Origin of the sequence: Halopseudomonas yangmingensis, from assembly GCF_900114825.1 — a bacterium.
GTDB lineage: Bacteria > Pseudomonadota > Gammaproteobacteria > Pseudomonadales > Pseudomonadaceae > Halopseudomonas > Halopseudomonas yangmingensis.
Map to the genome: position 1 here is coordinate 110,200 of NZ_FOUI01000004.1, position 16,107 is coordinate 126,306.

Annotated in this window: 14 protein-coding genes and 1 pseudogene; 13 read left to right on the forward strand and 2 right to left on the reverse strand. The window is 61.3% G+C overall.

The annotated features are described in order from the left end of the window. The first annotated feature begins 15 nt into the window (after nt 1-15). Together BMZ23_RS05785 and lolD are read left to right on the forward strand one after the other, a co-directional pair. Nucleotides 16-1,260, forward strand: a complete 1,245-nt coding sequence (locus tag BMZ23_RS05785; protein ID WP_093473928.1) for a lipoprotein-releasing ABC transporter permease subunit — start codon at nt 16-18, stop codon at nt 1,258-1,260. Beyond that, nucleotides 1,253-1,939, forward strand: a complete 687-nt coding sequence (lolD, locus tag BMZ23_RS05790; RefSeq protein WP_093473931.1) for a lipoprotein-releasing ABC transporter ATP-binding protein LolD — start codon at nt 1,253-1,255, stop codon at nt 1,937-1,939. The genes BMZ23_RS05785 and lolD overlap by 8 nt, the downstream gene beginning before the upstream one ends. A 29-nt stretch (nt 1,940-1,968) precedes the next feature. Here the strand turns inward: lolD and BMZ23_RS05795 are convergent, their stop codons facing one another. Further along, entirely contained in the window at nt 1,969-2,493 is a 525-nt protein-coding gene (locus BMZ23_RS05795; RefSeq protein ID WP_093473934.1) for a DUF2062 domain-containing protein, read from the reverse strand. 90 nt (nt 2,494-2,583) lie between these two features. On the opposite strand from BMZ23_RS05795, the gene BMZ23_RS05800 reads away from it, so the two are divergent. From BMZ23_RS05800 to murB, 8 genes and pseudogenes are all read left to right on the forward strand, one after another. Next, on the forward strand, nt 2,584-4,893 hold the full coding sequence (locus BMZ23_RS05800) for a DNA internalization-related competence protein ComEC/Rec2 (protein ID WP_218143571.1): 2,310 nt from the start codon (nt 2,584-2,586) through the stop codon (nt 4,891-4,893). Nucleotides 4,894-4,922: 29 nt separating this feature from the next. Then, nucleotides 4,923-5,546, forward strand: a pseudogene (locus tag BMZ23_RS05805) (MotA/TolQ/ExbB proton channel family protein); the annotation flags it as partial. A gap of 71 nt (nt 5,547-5,617) precedes the next feature. Next, nucleotides 5,618-6,052, forward strand: coding sequence for an ExbD/TolR family protein (locus tag BMZ23_RS05810; protein ID WP_093473943.1), 435 nt, complete (start codon nt 5,618-5,620; stop codon nt 6,050-6,052). Further along, the gene (gene lpxK / locus BMZ23_RS05815) at nt 6,049-7,089 is read left to right on the forward strand and encodes a tetraacyldisaccharide 4'-kinase (RefSeq protein ID WP_093473946.1); all 1,041 of its coding nucleotides are present in this window, start codon (nt 6,049-6,051) and stop codon (nt 7,087-7,089) included. Before BMZ23_RS05810 ends, lpxK begins: the two co-directional genes overlap by 4 nt. Continuing rightward, nucleotides 7,079-7,264 (forward strand): Trm112 family protein, encoded by a 186-nt coding sequence (locus BMZ23_RS05820; RefSeq protein ID WP_093473949.1) that lies wholly within the window; start codon nt 7,079-7,081, stop codon nt 7,262-7,264. The genes lpxK and BMZ23_RS05820 overlap by 11 nt, the downstream gene beginning before the upstream one ends. A 1-nt stretch (nt 7,265) precedes the next feature. After that, the gene (gene kdsB / locus BMZ23_RS05825) at nt 7,266-8,027 is read left to right on the forward strand and encodes a 3-deoxy-manno-octulosonate cytidylyltransferase (protein ID WP_425431662.1); all 762 of its coding nucleotides are present in this window, start codon (nt 7,266-7,268) and stop codon (nt 8,025-8,027) included. Further along, the gene (locus tag BMZ23_RS05830; protein WP_093473952.1) at nt 8,028-8,492 is read left to right on the forward strand and encodes a low molecular weight protein-tyrosine-phosphatase; all 465 of its coding nucleotides are present in this window, start codon (nt 8,028-8,030) and stop codon (nt 8,490-8,492) included. Then, the gene (murB, locus tag BMZ23_RS05835; RefSeq protein WP_093473955.1) at nt 8,489-9,517 is read left to right on the forward strand and encodes a UDP-N-acetylmuramate dehydrogenase; all 1,029 of its coding nucleotides are present in this window, start codon (nt 8,489-8,491) and stop codon (nt 9,515-9,517) included. Before BMZ23_RS05830 ends, murB begins: the two co-directional genes overlap by 4 nt. Nucleotides 9,518-9,658: 141 nt before the next feature. On the opposite strand, the gene rne is transcribed toward murB, so the two are convergent. Continuing rightward, complete coding sequence (gene rne, locus BMZ23_RS05840; protein WP_218143572.1) at nt 9,659-12,898, reverse strand: ribonuclease E; 3,240 nt, start codon at nt 12,896-12,898, stop codon at nt 9,659-9,661. A gap of 532 nt (nt 12,899-13,430) precedes the next feature. Between rne and rluC the strand changes: the two genes are divergently transcribed. Genes rluC through BMZ23_RS05855 form a run of 3 tightly spaced genes read left to right on the forward strand, consistent with a single transcriptional unit; the run spans nt 13,431 to nt 16,085 of the window. Then, nucleotides 13,431-14,405 carry a 23S rRNA pseudouridine(955/2504/2580) synthase RluC gene (gene rluC / locus BMZ23_RS05845; protein WP_093474260.1) on the forward strand — a complete coding sequence of 325 codons (975 nt, stop codon included), beginning with the start codon at nt 13,431-13,433 and terminating at the stop codon, nt 14,403-14,405. Next, a complete protein-coding gene (locus tag BMZ23_RS05850; protein WP_245748133.1) occupies nt 14,398-15,078 on the forward strand; it encodes an HAD-IA family hydrolase in 681 nt (226 codons plus the stop codon). The genes rluC and BMZ23_RS05850 overlap by 8 nt, the downstream gene beginning before the upstream one ends. After that, nucleotides 15,078-16,085: a S49 family peptidase gene (locus tag BMZ23_RS05855; RefSeq protein WP_425431663.1), complete on the forward strand. Its 1,008-nt coding sequence runs from the start codon at nt 15,078-15,080 to the stop codon at nt 16,083-16,085. The genes BMZ23_RS05850 and BMZ23_RS05855 overlap by 1 nt, the downstream gene beginning before the upstream one ends. Nucleotides 16,086-16,107 lie beyond the last annotated feature (22 nt).

Sequence of the window (16,107 nt, forward strand, 5' to 3'; positions counted from 1 at the left end):
TGTTACGGCTTATCCATGTTCAGACCACTGCCGCTGTTTATTGGCCTGCGCTATACCCGGGCCAAGCGTCGCAATCATTTCATATCCTTTATCTCGCTGATTTCCATGCTTGGCCTCACCCTGGGCGTGATGGTGATGATCCTGGTGCTGTCAGTCATGAACGGCTTCGACCGTGAGCTGCGCACCCGCATTCTGGGCATGGTGCCGCATGCCACAGTGAATGGCTACCAGCCGCTGGGTAACTGGCCGGATCTGGCCGGGCAACTGCTTGAGCATCCCAGAGTTGAAGGGGTTGCTCCGTTCATTCAGATGCAAGGCATGCTCACCCATAACGGGGCTGTTGCACCGGTACTGGTGAATGGCATTGACCCGGCACACGAAGGCAAGGTTTCCATCATCGAGCAGCATATGCAGGCGGGTGTTCTGACCGACTTGCGTGACGGCGAGTTCGGTATTGTCGTTGGGGAGCTGACCGCGCGACGTTTTGGCGTACAGGTCGGGGACAAGCTGACCTTTGTCTTGCCTGAGGCGTCGGTAACACCTGCCGGGGTCTTTCCACGACTCAAGCGATTTACTGTGGCCGGTGTATTCAAGGTCGGCGCAGAGCTGGATGGCTCGCTGGCCCTGGTACATATCGCAGATGCCGGCCGGCTGTCGCGGATGCAGCCAGGCGAGGTACAGGGTTTACGTCTTCGTCTGGACGATCTGTTTCAGGCGCCACGGGTGGCCTGGGATCTGGTGGCAACCTTGCCAGGGGAGCTCTATGCGCAAGACTGGACGCGCAGCCACGGCAACCTGTTTGCCGCCATCCGTATGGAAAAGACCATGATCTCCCTGCTGTTGTTGCTGATTGTTGCAGTGGCAGCTTTCAATATCATTTCCACGCTGGTGATGGTGGTGACCGACAAGAAGGCGGATATTGCCATTTTGCGCACTCTGGGTGCGTCACCGCGTTCGATCATGGGTGTATTTATGGTGCAGGGCTCGGTAATTGGCGTTACCGGAACACTGGCCGGCTGTGTGCTGGGAGTGCTGGCGGCGCTGAATGTCACCGAGATAGTGGCCTGGATCGAAGGGTTACTTGGCCGCCAGTTTCTCAGCTCCGATGTGTATTTCATCAGCTACCTGCCGTCACAGCTGATCTGGAATGATGTGCTGCTGATCTGCTCGGCCGGTCTTGGCTTGAGTTTCCTCGCTACCCTGTATCCGGCCTGGCGCGCCGCACGTACCGAACCGGCGGAGGCCCTGCGTTATGACTGATGTGGTTCTCGAATGCCGCCAGCTGACCAAAAGCTATTCGGTCGGCCCGCAGCAGCTTGATGTCTTGCGTGCAGTGGATATGCGCCTGCTGGCAGGCGAGCGTGTGGCCATTGTCGGTAGTTCCGGCTCTGGCAAGACCACGCTGCTGAACATGCTCGGCGGTTTGGATACGCCCACGTCCGGCGAGGTATGGCTGGCGGGCAGGCAGATGTCTGCGTTACGCGAGTCCGAGCGTGGGCGGCTGCGTAACAGCGATTTGGGGTTTGTTTACCAGTTCCACCATCTGTTGCCGGAATTCAGTGCGCTGGAAAATGTTTGCATGCCGCTGTTGATTGGTTCGACGCCGGTTTCCCGGGCACGGGAATTGGGGATGGCCATGTTGCAGCGTGTGGGTTTGCAGGCGCGTGCCGAGCACAAGCCTGCCGAGTTGTCCGGTGGTGAGCGCCAGCGAGTAGCGATTGCCAGGGCGCTGATTAACAAGCCTGCCTGTGTGCTGCTGGACGAGCCGACCGGCAATCTGGATCAGCACACGGCGCGAAGTATCCAGCAGCTTATGCTGGAGCTGAGCCAGACGCTCAATACCACCTTCCTGGTAGTCACTCACGACCTGCAACTGGCCTCGCGTATGGATCGCGCGCTGTTGCTGGATGATGGCCACTTGGCGCCCTGGCAAGGCTGAGCTGACTGCCTGCTGTCGGCATGTTCTGTTCAGGAATGCCGACGGCGTCTCAGTTTGCGCAGCTTCCAGTTGCGCGACACCCAGTAGCGCCAATACAACATGGTGGCTGCATAGCCACAGAAACCCAGCACGGCGCCACTAATGACCGCACCGGTCAGCAATGGCTGCCAGATATGCTGGAGTTCGCTGGCCAGCCAGGTCAGCGACAGTTCCATCGGAATATGCCGTTCAGGGGTGCCCAGCAACAGGGTGCCTATGCGGTATTGCGCAAAGAAAATCGCCGGCATGGTAACCGGGTTGGTAAGCCAGACCAGGCCAACGGAAATGGGCAGATTGGCACGCAAGGGCACTGCCAGTGCGGCAGATACGAGCATTTGCATCGGAATCGGCAACATGCAGACGAACAAGCCGATCGCCATGGCGCGCGCGACACCGTGACGGTTGAGGTGCCAGAGGTTTGGATCATGCAGCAATTCGCCGAGAAAGCGCAGCGACTTGGTGTTCTTGATCCGCTCCGGGCTGGGTATGTAGCGTTTCAGAAGCTGGCGCGGCATCGCAGAGGCACGGGCTACAGGAAGTCGCTGCAATTATGCATGGAATGAACGGCGGGCTCTACTGCCAGACCAGGGAAGAGGTGAATGCATGTGTCAGCCATATCCATCCGACTGACGTTGTTGGGCTTTGCCGCCGGTCTGGTATCGCCGTTGGCGCTTCCATTGCTGCCTTCCATTGGCTGGCTGCTGATACTCTCGGGGGGCGCATTGCTGTTGGGCCGGCCAAGCAGAAAGCTGTGGCCGGCATCTGCCTTTTTTCTGGCATTTTCACTGAGCTGCTTTCAGCACCATGCGTTGCTGCAGGCCAGGCTTGATCCTGCGCTGGATGGCCAGCGACGCATCATTGAGGGCGTTGTTGCCGGCTTGCCTGAGCAGACAGAGCTGGGGTGGCGCTTTCGTTTGACCTCTGTGCATCAGGACAATGCCGAACCCTTGCCGGATTTACGAGTGCACTGGTTTGCCGGTGAGCCTGTCATGCCGGGTGAGCTTTGGCGCTTCGATGTGCGCCTGCGGCAGGCTGCGGGCATGAGCAATCCCGGTGGTTTCGATTACGAGCGATGGTTGTACGCCGAAGGTATTGGCGGTTTGGCCAGTGTGCGTCACGGTGAACGTCTGGATATTCAGCAGATGCAGTTACTGCACCGTCTGCGTTATGCGCTGGGGCAGCAGCTTGCCATGGTATTGCAGGCGGCGGACAGGGATACCCGGGTTCTGGCGCTGATCAGTGGTGACCGGAATCAGCTGACTGCCGATGACTGGAAGGTGTTGCAGGCTACGGGTACCAGTCATCTGATGGTTATCTCAGGCCTGCATGTGGGCATGCTGGCGGCTGCTGTATTTGCCTTGCTGGTGCTGGCCGGTCGAGCAGGTATTCTGCCACGCAGTTGGCCTCGTCTTTGGCTGGCTGTACCGCCGGTTCTGCTGACGGCTGCGTTCTATGCGGCACTGGCCGGTTTTGCTGTGCCGACTCGACGCGCCTTGCTGATGCTGGCGCTGTTACTGCTGGCGCGGGTGCTCTACCGAAGGCCGGATCCCTGGGTTGCCTGGCTGGGCGCACTGTTGCTTGTGGTACTGCTTGAACCTGCAGCCCCGCTGCGGGCCGGCTTCTGGTTGTCCTTCATGGCGGTGGCAGTGCTGCTGTTCGGCATGGGTGGACGCTTGGCCATCCGAGGTGTCTGGTGGCGTTGGCTGCGGCCGCAGTGGTTGGTATTTGTCGGGCTTTGGCCCTGGCTGGTGTTCTGGGCCATGCCGGGCTCCGTTCATGCGCCATTGGTCAATATGCTGGCCATTCCCTGGGTCAGTTTGCTGGTAGTGCCGCTGGCTCTGTCCGGAAGCCTGTTGTACCTGCTTGTTGGCATATCCGCGCCCCTGGAGTTTGCGGCTCTGTTGCTTGAATGGCTGTTTCAGTTGCTCGGCTATCTGGCCAGCCCTGAACCGCATCTGTTGCCTTTTCCCGGCTGGCTGGCCTGGTGCATCGCGCTGCTTGGCACGCTGATGCTGCTTGGACCTTTGGTACGCTTGATGCTGCTGCCCGGCATCCTGTGTCTGTTGCCACTGGTCTGGCCGTATCAGCCGCGCCCTTCGGAAGGGCAGTTATGGGTGACTGTGCTGGATGTTGGGCAGGGCTTGTCGGTATTGCTGCAGACCCGGCAGTACGCCTTGTTGTATGACGCAGGTGCGCGCTTGCCCAGCGGCTTCGATATTGGTGAGGCAGTTGTTTATCCTGCGTTACGGCAACTGGGCGTGGATCGTCTGGATCTGCTGTTGATCAGTCACGCGGATAATGATCATGCTGGGGGTGCCCCCGCGTTGCGGCAGCGACTACCCATTGGCAAGGTGTTGGCAGGCGAGTCCGAGCGCTTGCCGGAGGCGTTGCGGGCGCAGCCCTGCGTGCCCGGAGAACACTGGTACTGGAATCGGGTGCGCTTCGAGGTGGTGCATGCAGAGGGCATGCCGGCACCTGCCAATGAGCGTTCCTGTGTGTTGCGTGTATTGGCTGGCGAGCAGGCAGTGCTGCTTGCTGGTGATATCGGCGTTCGCACCGAATACCGCATGCTGGGCAAAACCCTGGCTGCGGATGTCTTGTTGGCACCACATCACGGTAGCCGTAGTTCGTCTTCCTATGCCTTTATCCGGGCAGTCGCTCCTCACTGGGTTGTCTTCAGCGCCGGCCGCTACAACAGCTACAACCACCCGCATCCAACGGTTGTAGAACGCTATCGCGAATTGGGTGTGCAACCGGTTTATACTGCGCGCTCCGGTGCCTTGCGCTGGGTGCTTGGTACTGAAGCAGCAGAGCCGCGTATGGAGTGGCAATGGCGGCAACGGGCAGCGCGTTTCTGGCATCTGCCCATGCCTCCCGCAGAGCGGCCTCAGGAGCAAAACCCTGTGCTAGAGTAGCCGACCTGAACAATAAGGAGGATGGACCTGTGTGGGAACTGATCAGTGCCGGTGGCTGGCTGATGCTGCCAATTCTGTTGTCCTCGGTGATTGCTCTGGCGATCGTGCTGGAGCGCCTGTGGACACTACGCGGCAAGCGGGTTGCACCAGCCGGTCTGGTGGCTAACGTATGGCGGCAGGTTCGCGATGGCAAACTGGATGCCAATGCACTCAAAACCTTGCGTGCAGGTTCCCCTCTGGGTGAAGTGCTGGCTGCCGGTTTGAGCAACGCTCAGCATGGCCGTGATGTGATGAAGGAATGTATTCAGGAAGCGGCATCACGAGTCATTCATGAACTCGAACGTTATCTGAATACCTTGGGCACCATTGCTGCAATTACGCCGCTGCTGGGTCTGCTCGGAACCGTGATCGGTATGATCGACGTATTCAATGCCATCCTGCTGCAGGGCACCGGAAATACCGCCGTGCTGGCTGGCGGTATTTCCAAGGCGCTGATTACCACTGCGGCGGGTTTGACCGTGGCGATTCCGGCGGTGTTCTTCCACCGTTTCTTCATGCGCCGGGTGGATGAGCTGGTAGTGGCCATGGAGCAGGAGGCGACCCGGCTGGTTGAGGTGGTGCAGGGCAATCGTGAGGCTGACTTTACCGGCGAGCAACGTCCGGCTGCACCGCGTCCGCCAGCGTCCAAGCCGAGGAGCGGCAAGCCGCGCAAGGAGGGCTGATCGTGCAATTTCGCCGACAGCGTCCCGAGGATGCCGGGGTCAATCTGACCCCCTTGATCGACGTGGTTTTCCTGCTGCTGATCTTTTTCATGGTATCCACCACCTTTACCCGCGAGACCCAGCTGCGCGTAGATCTGCCCCAGGCGGTGACCGGCGAACAGGTGCCTGCCGATCGTCCCGAACAGATCGAGGTGGTTATTTCTGCCGAGGGTAGCATTGCGGTAAACCAGCAGACCCTTGCCGACCCCAATCTGAAAAATCTGATGCGCGCGCTGGAACGTGAGTCAGCCGGCAATCTTGATCTGCCGGTAGTCATTACTGCCGATGCGCTGACTCCCCATCAGTCGGTGATTACTGCCATGGACGCCGCCGGCAAGCTCGGTTTCAGCCGCTTGCGTCTGACCACTGCCGAGTTGCCGGAGGATGCCGCGGAGTGAGTGGCGGACTTGAACAGCGACTGACCAGGGCGTGGTATCAGGGCAGCCGCTGGCTGATTCTGCTGCGTCCGCTGTCGTTGTTGTTCGGTTGGCTGGCGCGCCGTCGCCGTCAGCGTTATCTGGCTGATCCGCAGCGGGTCTGGCAGCCGCCGGTACCGCTGATTGTGGTCGGCAATATCACCGTCGGTGGTACCGGCAAGACCCCGATGGTGGTCTGGCTGGTCGATTATCTGCAGCAGCGTGGATTGCGTCCGGGTGTAATCAGTCGCGGTTATGGTGGAAAGCCGCCGCAACTGCCGTGGCGGGTTGATGCGCAACGCGACAGTGCTGAGCGTTGCGGTGACGAGCCGTTGCTGGTTGCCCGTCGATGCGGGGTGCCGGTGGTGGTGGATCCGCAGCGGGTACGCGCCGCGCGTTTTTTGCTGGAACAGCAGCCGGTTGACGTGCTGATCAGCGATGATGGCCTGCAGCACTACGCCCTTGGGCGCAGTCTGGAAATCGTCATGCTGGATCACCAGCGAGGGCTGGGCAATCGCCGCTGTTTGCCGGAAGGGCCGCTGCGCGAGCCTCCGCAGCGGCTGCAGGAAAATGTACTCTGTGTGCGTACCGGTGCCATGCAGGACAGTGCCGACGGTTTTGCCATGCCGCTACGGGCACGCCTGCTGGTCAATCTGCAGACGGGCGAGCAGCGTGAACTGGTTAGCTGGGATCAGTCCGAGGTGGTGGCGCTGGCGGGTATCGGCAATCCGCAACGTTTCTTCGACAGCCTGATCGCCGCCGGGCTGCATCCGGAATGCCATGCGTTTGCCGATCATGCCCGCTATGATGCGGCGCTGCTGGATCAGCTGGATAATGGACGGCCCTTGCTGATGACCGAAAAGGATGCCGTAAAATGCCTGGCGTTTGCCCGCGACAACTGGTGGTATCTGCGCATCGACGGTGAGCCCGGTGCCGCCTTTGTGGCAGCCCTCGAGGCGCGTTTGATGTTAGCAGACGTCACCCCCCGACCCGATTCTGGAGAAGCCGATGGACCCTAAACTGCTGGATATCCTTGCCTGCCCCCTGTGCAAGGGCCCGTTGATCCTGACTGCCGACAAGACCGAGCTCTGGTGCCGTGCCGACGGCCTGGCATTCCCGATACGTGACGGCATTCCGGTCATGCTGGAGAACCAGGCACGCTCCCTCGACGCCGACGAGAAGCTGGATCGCTGACATGTTCCACGTAATCATTCCGGCCCGGCATGCCTCGACCCGGCTACCGGGCAAGCCGCTGCTGCCGATTGCCGGCAAGCCGATGATCCAGCACGTCTGGCAACAGGCCTGCCGCAGCCATGCGCAGAGCGTGACGGTGGCCACCGATGACCAGCGCATTGCCGCCGTGTGTCGTGACTTTGGTGCCGAGGTGGTCATGACCCGAACCGATCACCCCTCGGGTACCGACCGTCTACAGGAAGTTGCCGTGAAGCTGGGCCTCAAGGATGACGATGCGGTAGTCAATGTGCAGGGTGATGAGCCACTACTGCCACCGGCGCTGATCGATCAGGTGGCCGACAACCTGCGACGTTTCGAGGCGGCCAGCATTGCCACCCTGGCAGAACCCTTCAGCGACAGTGCCACCCTGTTCAACCCGAACGCGGTCAAGGTGGTCTGTGACCATCAGGGCTATGCGCTGTACTTCAGCCGCGCTCCGATGCCCTGGTGTCGTGACGACTTTGCCGCCGGACGCCCGGAGTTGCTGCCGGCGCTGTGCAGTTTCCGCCGCCACATAGGTCTGTATGCCTACAAGGTTGGCTTTCTGCATGAGTACGTCAGCTGGCCGGCGGCGCCGCTGGAGCAGGCCGAATCCCTCGAGCAGTTGCGAGCCCTGTGGTTCGGCAAGCGCATCCACGTCGCTGATGCCTGTGTGCCGCCACAGCCCGGTGTGGATACCGCCGAGGATCTGGAGCGGGTTCGGCAACTGATCAGCGGGGCCTGAATGCGTATCCTGATGGTGTGTCTGGGCAATATCTGCCGCTCGCCCAGCGCAGAGGCTGTGTTGCGGGCACGGGCCGATCAGCGTGGACTCGGTCAGCGCCTGCAGATTGACTCGGCAGGTACCGGTGACTGGCATGTCGGCAAGCCGCCGGATGCCCGTTCGCAGGCAGCAGCGGCCAGGCGCGGTTACCGGCTGGATGATCTGCGTGCGCGTCAGGTCAGGGCGGCGGACTTTCAGGAGTTCGACCTGTTGCTGGCGATGGATCAGGATAATCTGCGCACCCTGCGTCAGCGTGCGCCGGCCAGCCCGAGGGCGGAACTTGCCTTGTTGCTGGCACATGCCGGCCTTGGTGAGTGCGAGGTGCCGGACCCTTACTACGGCGGTGAACAGGGCTTTGAACAGGTGCTTGACTTGCTGGAACAGGCCAGTGATGCCCTGCTTGATCGGCTGGAGCTGCTGTTGTGATTGATGTCCGGCAGCAGGTCGATCTGGCACCCTGGAACAGTTTTCATCTGGCCGAAACCGCCGAGTATTTCTGTCAGGTTGAAACTACCGCCCAGCTGCGTGAATGCCTGACGTTGGCCGAGCGTAACGGCTGGCCGCTACAGATTATCGGTGGCGGCAGCAATCTGCTGCTGGCCGGTCCGTTGTCGGGTCTGCTGGTTGTCATACGCAGTCGCGGCAGGCGGGTGCTGCAGCGTGATCCGGACAGCCTGCTGGTGGAAGTCGAGGCAGGGGAGAACTGGCATCAACTGGTCAATTGGACGCTTGATCTGGGCCTCTCAGGCCTGGAGAACCTGGCCCTGATCCCGGGAACTGCCGGCGCTGCACCGGTGCAGAATATCGGTGCCTATGGCGTCGAGCTGGCCGACTGTTTCGACAGTCTGGATGCACTGGATCGCCAGACCGGTGAGTGCCTGCACCTGACTCGCGAGGATTGCCGGTTTGCCTACCGGGATAGCCTGTTCAAGCAGCAGGCGGGACGCTGGCTGATACTGCGTATCCGGCTGCGGCTATCGCGTCGTCCGCTGCACCGGATCGACTATGCGCCGCTGCGTCAGGCCTGGGAGGCGACCGGGGTAAAGCGCCCGGACCCACGGCTGCTGGCCGAACTGGTCTGTGCTATCCGCCGTAGCAAGCTGCCGGACCCGGATGTGCTGGGTAATGCCGGCAGCTTCTTCAAAAATCCCTTGGTCGCTGCGGACCAGGCACTGGCGCTGGCCGAACAGTATCCGCAGTTGCCGCAGTATCCTCAGTCGGGTGGTCAGTACAAGCTGGCGGCGGGCTGGTTAATCGAGCAGGCCGGCTGGAAAGGCCGTCGACTTGGGCCTGTGGGTGTGCATAGCGAGCAGGCGCTGGTGCTGGTCAACCATGGTGGTGCCCGTGGGCGGGATGTGCTGGTCCTGGCCGATGCCGTAGCAGCGGATGTGCAGGCACGGTTTGGCGTGGCGCTGGAGCGTGAACCGGTGTTACTGGGGCAGGTCGGTTAAAAGAAAACACAGATCAAACAGGTTCTGCGCCTTCGCGACAACCGATTAACAGGTTGTCAGGATGCTGTGCAATTGATCAGCGTTTGCTGAATAAAAAAGGGGATGCCGATTGGCATCCCCTTTTTTGCTGGCAGCGCTGGATCAACGCTGTTCAGGCTCCACTGCAGTGCTCGGCTGTACCGCGTCCTGCGGTTCTGCCTCACCGTCAGCATCGCTGCCGGGCTCGATCAGCAGGCTGGCCTGTTCTGGACGCAGTGGCTCGCTGGCCGGCTGTTCAACCTCGGCGGCAACCTCGGCAGGCAGGTCGGCCTGTGGCTCTGCAACAGGTGCGGTCTCGGCAGCTACCTCAGTCTCGACAAGGGCTGCGGGCTCGACAGCCGCTTCGCTGGCCACCGCGACAGGTGCTGTGTCGTTGTCCACCGGCTGGGCTGTCTCGACGGTTGCTTCTGCAACCGGTTGGCTGACAACCTTGGTAGCTTCAGTTGCCGGTTCTGCTGCGTCGACAGCCGGGCTGGGCGCATCGGCCTGGGCCTGCTCGGCAGCCGCCTGTTCCTCGGCGAGGCGCTTGGCTTCCAGCTGACGGCGGCGGATTTCGCGTGGGTCATTGTAGGCGCGACCGCTTTCGGTCAGGGCTGGCATCGCTTCAGGCTGTGCCTCGGGCGCTGCTTCTGCGGCGGGTTGCGGCTCGACTGTTACTGCTGCAGGGGGCTCGCTGACCTCGGCAACAGGTGCTTCAGCGGCAACCGGCTCCGGCTGGGCTTCGGCTTGTGCAGGGGCTTCAACGGCGGCTTGTTCCAGGCTCAGTTGGGTATCCAGCTGGCTGGACTGCTGCTCGGCAAAACGGCTGGCGGCACTGGCCAATGAGGCTTCCAATACTTCAGCGGTTTCACCCAGGGTCTGCTCGACAGGCTGGCTAACCGGCTCGATGGCTACATTTTCGATGCTGGTGGCTGCGGCTGCTGTTGCAGCAATCCCTGCTTCGGTTTGCTGCTCGACAGCTGTGCCGTCGGCATCAGTTTCAGCCTCGTTCTGGGCTTCAGCTTCAGGGCGACGACGGTTGTTGCGGCGGCGCTGGCTGTTGCGTGAACGGCGACGCGGACGCTCCTGTCCGTCGACGGCATTGTCTTCGCTGGATTCATCCGCGCTGTCGGCAATATCCTCGACCAGTTCGGCAGCGGCAGTGCTGGCTGCAGCGGCAACAGCAACCCCGGCGACTTCGCTGGCAGCCGGGTGCGGCTGGCGCTGCGGCGCCTGAACGGCGGCCTCGTCAGCTACCGCTGTCTGGCGGGTTGTATCACGGGTTTCGCTGTCCTGATTGCGGCGACGGCGGCGGCCTTCACCACGGTTTTCGCTGCTGCTGTCACGTACTTCACCCTCGACCTGCGGGGAGGCGGCCGGTGTTGCACGCTCGTTACGCGGTTGGCGCTCCTCACGATTCGGGCGTTCCTGGCGTTCCTCTCGCGGTGCGCGTTCGGCACGTTCCTCTCGCGGTGCGCGTTCCTGACGGGGGCGATCGCCACGTTCGCCACGATCATTGCGATTGCGGCGGTTGCGGTTGTTACGGCGCTCGTCATTGCGGCGCGGCTCATCCGAACGCTGCGCCTGACGCTGCGGCTTGGACGGCTCGGCTTGCACGTCTGTTTCCGGCTGCTTGTTCTGGGCAAACAGCGATACCAGTGAGCGGATCATGCCCTTGAACAGACCGGGCTGGGTATCTACCAGCGACTGGGTATGAGCGGTGGCCGGAGCGGGTTCGGCAGCGGTCTGCGCCGGTGCCGGGCGTGAGGGCGCAATAGCCTTGACTGCAGCTTCCTGGCGGACCACGGTGCGGGTCTGGCTGACCGGCTGCGGAGCGGCTTCTTCTTCGCTTTGCACGCTGATGCTGTAGCTGCTTTCGCCGCTGAGTACGGACTCGTTGTCATCACGCAGGCGCTGAACATCGAAGTGCGGCGTTTCCAGGGCCTCGCTGGGGATCACCAGCAGACGCACGCGGGTACGCTTCTCGATGCTCACCAGCACTTCGCGCTTCTCGTTGAGCAGGAAGCTGCCGACGCTGATCGGCACCAGTGCGCGCACCTCGGCGGTACGGTCCTTGAGTGCTTCTTCCTCGATCAGGCGCAGTACCGACAGTGACAGCGACTCGACATCGCGGATGGTGCCGCGGCCGTTACAGCGCGGGCAGACGATACCGCTGGTCTCGCCGAGTGACGGGCGCAGGCGCTGACGGGACATTTCCAGCAGACCGAAACGCGAAATGCGGCCAATCTGCACGCGGGCACGGTCAGCCTCAAGGCTTTCGCGCATGCGATCCTCGACTGCCCGCTGGTTTTTCGCCGGGGTCATGTCGATAAAGTCGATGACGATCAGGCCGCCGATGTCACGCAGGCGCAACTGGCGGGCGATTTCCTCGGCTGCTTCCAGGTTGGTTTGTAGCGCGGTCTCCTCGATGTCACCGCCCTTGGTGGCGCGCGCCGAGTTGATGTCGATGGAAACCAGGGCTTCGGTATGGTCGATGACGATGGAGCCACCGGAGGGCAGTTTCACTTCGCGTTCAAAGGCGGTTTCGATCTGGCTTTCGATCTGGAAACGGTTGAACAGCGGCACGCTGTCCTCGTACAGCTTGATCTTGCTGGCGAACTGCGGCATCACCTGGTCAATGAAGGCCAGTGCGTCGTCGCGAACCTGCGGGTTGTCGATCAGCACCTCGCCGATATCCTGGCGCAGGTAATCGCGGATCGCGCGGATGATGACATTGGACTCCTGATAGATCAGGAACGGAGCAGGGCGCTCGGCGGAGGCGGTCTTTACCGCGCCCCACAGTTGCAGCAGGTAATCGAGGTCCCACTGCAGTTCCTCGGCGCTGCGGCCAAGTCCGGCGGTGCGAACGATCATGCCCATATCGGCGGGCACATTCAGGCTGTTCAGTGCTTCGCGCAGTTCGTTGCGCTCCTCACCCTCGATGCGGCGGGAAATGCCACCGGCGCGCGGGTTGTTCGGCATCAGTACCAGGTAGCGGCCGGCCAGGCTGATAAAGGTGGTGAGTGCAGCACCCTTGTTGCCACGCTCTTCCTTGTCGACCTGGACAATGACTTCCTGACCTTCCTTGAGTACGTCCTTGATATTGACGCGGCCTTCCGGCTGCTTGATGAAGTACTCGCGGGAGATTTCCTTGAGCGGCAGGAAACCGTGACGTTCAGAGCCGAACTCGACGAAGGCGGCTTCCAGGCTGGGTTCTACCCGGGTAATACGCCCCTTGTAGATGTTGGCTTTTTTCTGTTCACGGGCTCCGGATTCAATATCCAGATCGAACAGGCGCTGGCCATCTACCAGTGCGACACGCAACTCTTCGGGCTGGGTTGCGTTGATGAGCATTCTTTTCATAAGTACCGTTGGCGTTCCAGTTGCTTGCCGGATCGCACGCACACGGCACCCTGACTCTAACGAGGTGTCAGGTGTGTTTCTGTTTGGGCCAACCTTGCCCTTTGCAGATCAATTGTCACTGCCCTGGGCAGTGACAGCACGACTGTTGCTGGCGAGTACAGAGAACTTCTTGGGGGAGGAATCAGCCGGACTGGGGACTGGGACAGCCTGCAAAGGCGGCTGTCAACGCTGGTCACATGATCCTGAAGCTGTGCATCTCCACCTGGACACTTACCCATCAAATCGGGTGCCGCTAGCGGCTTTGCGCAGAGCGGGTTTAAATTACCTATCACCTGCCGGTGGGGCAGGTGTACTGTGGCTGGCCTGTCATCCACGACGCCCTTGCGTTGCGCGGATCGGCTCTGACCGATGTTTCTGGGATGTTTCGCCGGCATTTTCAACGGCGTTTCCCGGCTGCATGACGCGCAGCTCGGCGGACTATAGCAGCAATTATCAAGTGCTTCAAATGCAAGAAAAAATGTATGATGCGCCGATGAAAACCGATACCCCCGCAAGCACTTCGCCAAGTCCGTCTGTGCGCATCGAACTGATCACCGAGGATCAGGCCGGACAGCGCATCGACAACTTCCTGATGACCCGACTCAAGGGCGCGCCACGCACCCTGGTGTACCGTATCTTGCGCAAGGGCGAGGTGCGCGTGAACAAGGGGCGGGTCAAGCCGGAATACCGCCTGCAGGCGGGTGACCAGTTGCGCATTCCGCCGGTACGCCTGCCCGAGCCGGACCAGCCGGCCAAGCTGGGCAAGGGGCTGCTGGAGCACCTGGAAAGCTGTGTGCTGTATGAGGACAAGGGGTTGCTGATCGTCAACAAGCCGGCGGGTCTGGCGGTGCATGGCGGTAGCGGGCTGAGTTTCGGACTGATCGAGGCGATGCGACAGCTACGCCCGGACTGCCCGCAACTGGAGTTGGTGCATCGGTTGGACCGGGATACATCGGGCTGCCTGATGATTGCAAAAAAGCGCAGCATGCTGCGCCACCTGCATGCCGCGCTGCGTGGTGACGGCGTTGACAAGCGCTATCTGGCCTTGGTGCGCGGACGCTGGCCGACCTCGCTGCGCAAGGTGCATGCGCCGCTGCGCAAGAACAATCTGCGATCTGGCGAACGTATGGTTGAGGTTAACGTTGAGGGCAAGGAATCGCTTACCGAATTCAGTGTGGTACGACGCTTTGAGGATGTGGCAACGCTGATTGAGGCACGGCCGATTACCGGGCGTACCCATCAGATCCGCGTGCATGCCCGACATGCCGGGCATGCGATTGCCGGGGATGACAAGTATGGTGATGAGGATTTCAGTCGGCTGATTGCCGGCCTGGGTAGTCGGCGACTGTTTCTGCATGCGCGCTCGCTGCGCGTGCAGTTGCCGGATGAGCAATGGCTGGAAGTGTCCGCCGAGCCGGGTGAGGAGTGGGACAGTTTGCTGACAAAACTGGAAGGCTACCGTGGTTGATACGCTGATTTTTGATTGGGACGGCACCCTGGTGGATTCGGTCAGCAAGATTGTCGCCGCCATGCAGCTGGCTGCTGATCAGGTGGGCTTGCCGCCAGCCAGCGATGAGGCGGTACGTGGCATTATCGGGCTTGGTTTGCCGGAGGCGATTGCCGTGCTCTACCCGCAACTGGATGACCCTGCGTTGATCGAGCGTCTTGGCCGTGCCTACAGCAATACTTATCTGGAGCTGGAGCAGCAGCCCTCGCCGATGTTTGACGGGGTGCTGGAGGCGCTGCATGGCTGGCGTCAGCAGGGGTTACGTCTGGCAGTGGCTACCGGCAAGAGTCGGCGTGGTCTTGAGCGGATTTTGCAGTTGCATGACCTGCAGCGGTTTTTTGATGCCACCCGCTGCGCCGACGAAACCGCCAGCAAGCCGGATCCGCGCATGCTCTATGAGTTGCTGGGTGAGCTGGATCGTACTCCGCAACAGGCGGTAATGGTTGGTGATAGCGGATTTGACCTGCAGATGGCGCACAATGCCGGGGTGACGCCGATAGCCGTAAGCTACGGCGCGCAGTCACGCGAGTTGCTGTTGCCGCATGCGCCCGCCGTGTGTCTGGATCATTTTCAACAACTGGATGTCTGGCTGGCCTCGCGCCTGGCCGGGCGTTCATATGGAGAGATTGTCTGATGTCTGAGGATCGCTGGACCCAGAGTCCAATGCAGGCCCGTGAATCTGCCGGCATGCCGGGAACTGTCGAGGATGCCAAGGCCTGGAAGCTGCTTGAGGGCAGTCTGCAGGCGTCAATCATCGAGCAGCGCCGGGCGCGGCGCTGGGGCATATTTTTCAAGAGCCTGACCTTCCTTTATCTGTTTGGCGCAATTGCGCTGTTTTCGCCATTGGCCAATCTGGATTCGCGACAGGCGATGAGCAAGCCGCATGTGGCGCTGATTGAGGTGCGCGGCATGATTGCCCAGGGTCAGGAGGCCAGTGCCGACAATCTGGTCACCGCACTGCGCCGGGCCTTCGAGAACGAGCAGACCCGTGCGGTGATCCTGCGCATCAACAGTCCCGGTGGCAGTCCGGTGCAGGCCGGTTATGTGTATGACGAGATCCGCCGGCTGCGCGGCCTGCACCCGGATATCAAGGTGCACGCGGTGATTACCGATCTGGGCGCTTCCGGTGCCTATTATATAGCTGCCGCCGCTGACAGCATTTATGCCGACAAGGCCAGTCTGGTGGGCTCGATCGGCGTAACCGCTGCCGGTTTCGGTTTTGTCGGCACCCTGGACAAGCTGGGTATCGAGCGGCGCACCTACACCGCCGGCGAGCACAAGGCATTCCTTGATCCGTTCCAGCCGGAAAAGCCGGATGAGCGCGAGTTCTGGCAGTCAGTGCTGCAGACTACCCATCAGCAGTTTATTGATCAGGTGGTGCAGGGGCGTGGTGATCGTTTGAAGGAACATCCGGATATGTTCAGCGGACTGGTCTGGTCCGGTGAGCAGGCGCTGGAGCTGGGCCTGGTGGATGGTCTGGCCAGTTCCTCGACGGTGGCGCGGGATGTGGTCGGCGTCGACAATCTGGTCGACTTCAGTTACCGCGAATCACCGCTGGAGCGTTTCGCCCGCCAGCTCGGTACCAGTGTCGGCAATACCCTGGCGCTGCACCTTGGGTTCGGGGCGCCGGGGTTACGCTGAGTAGTGTGTCAAGGCCAGGGTC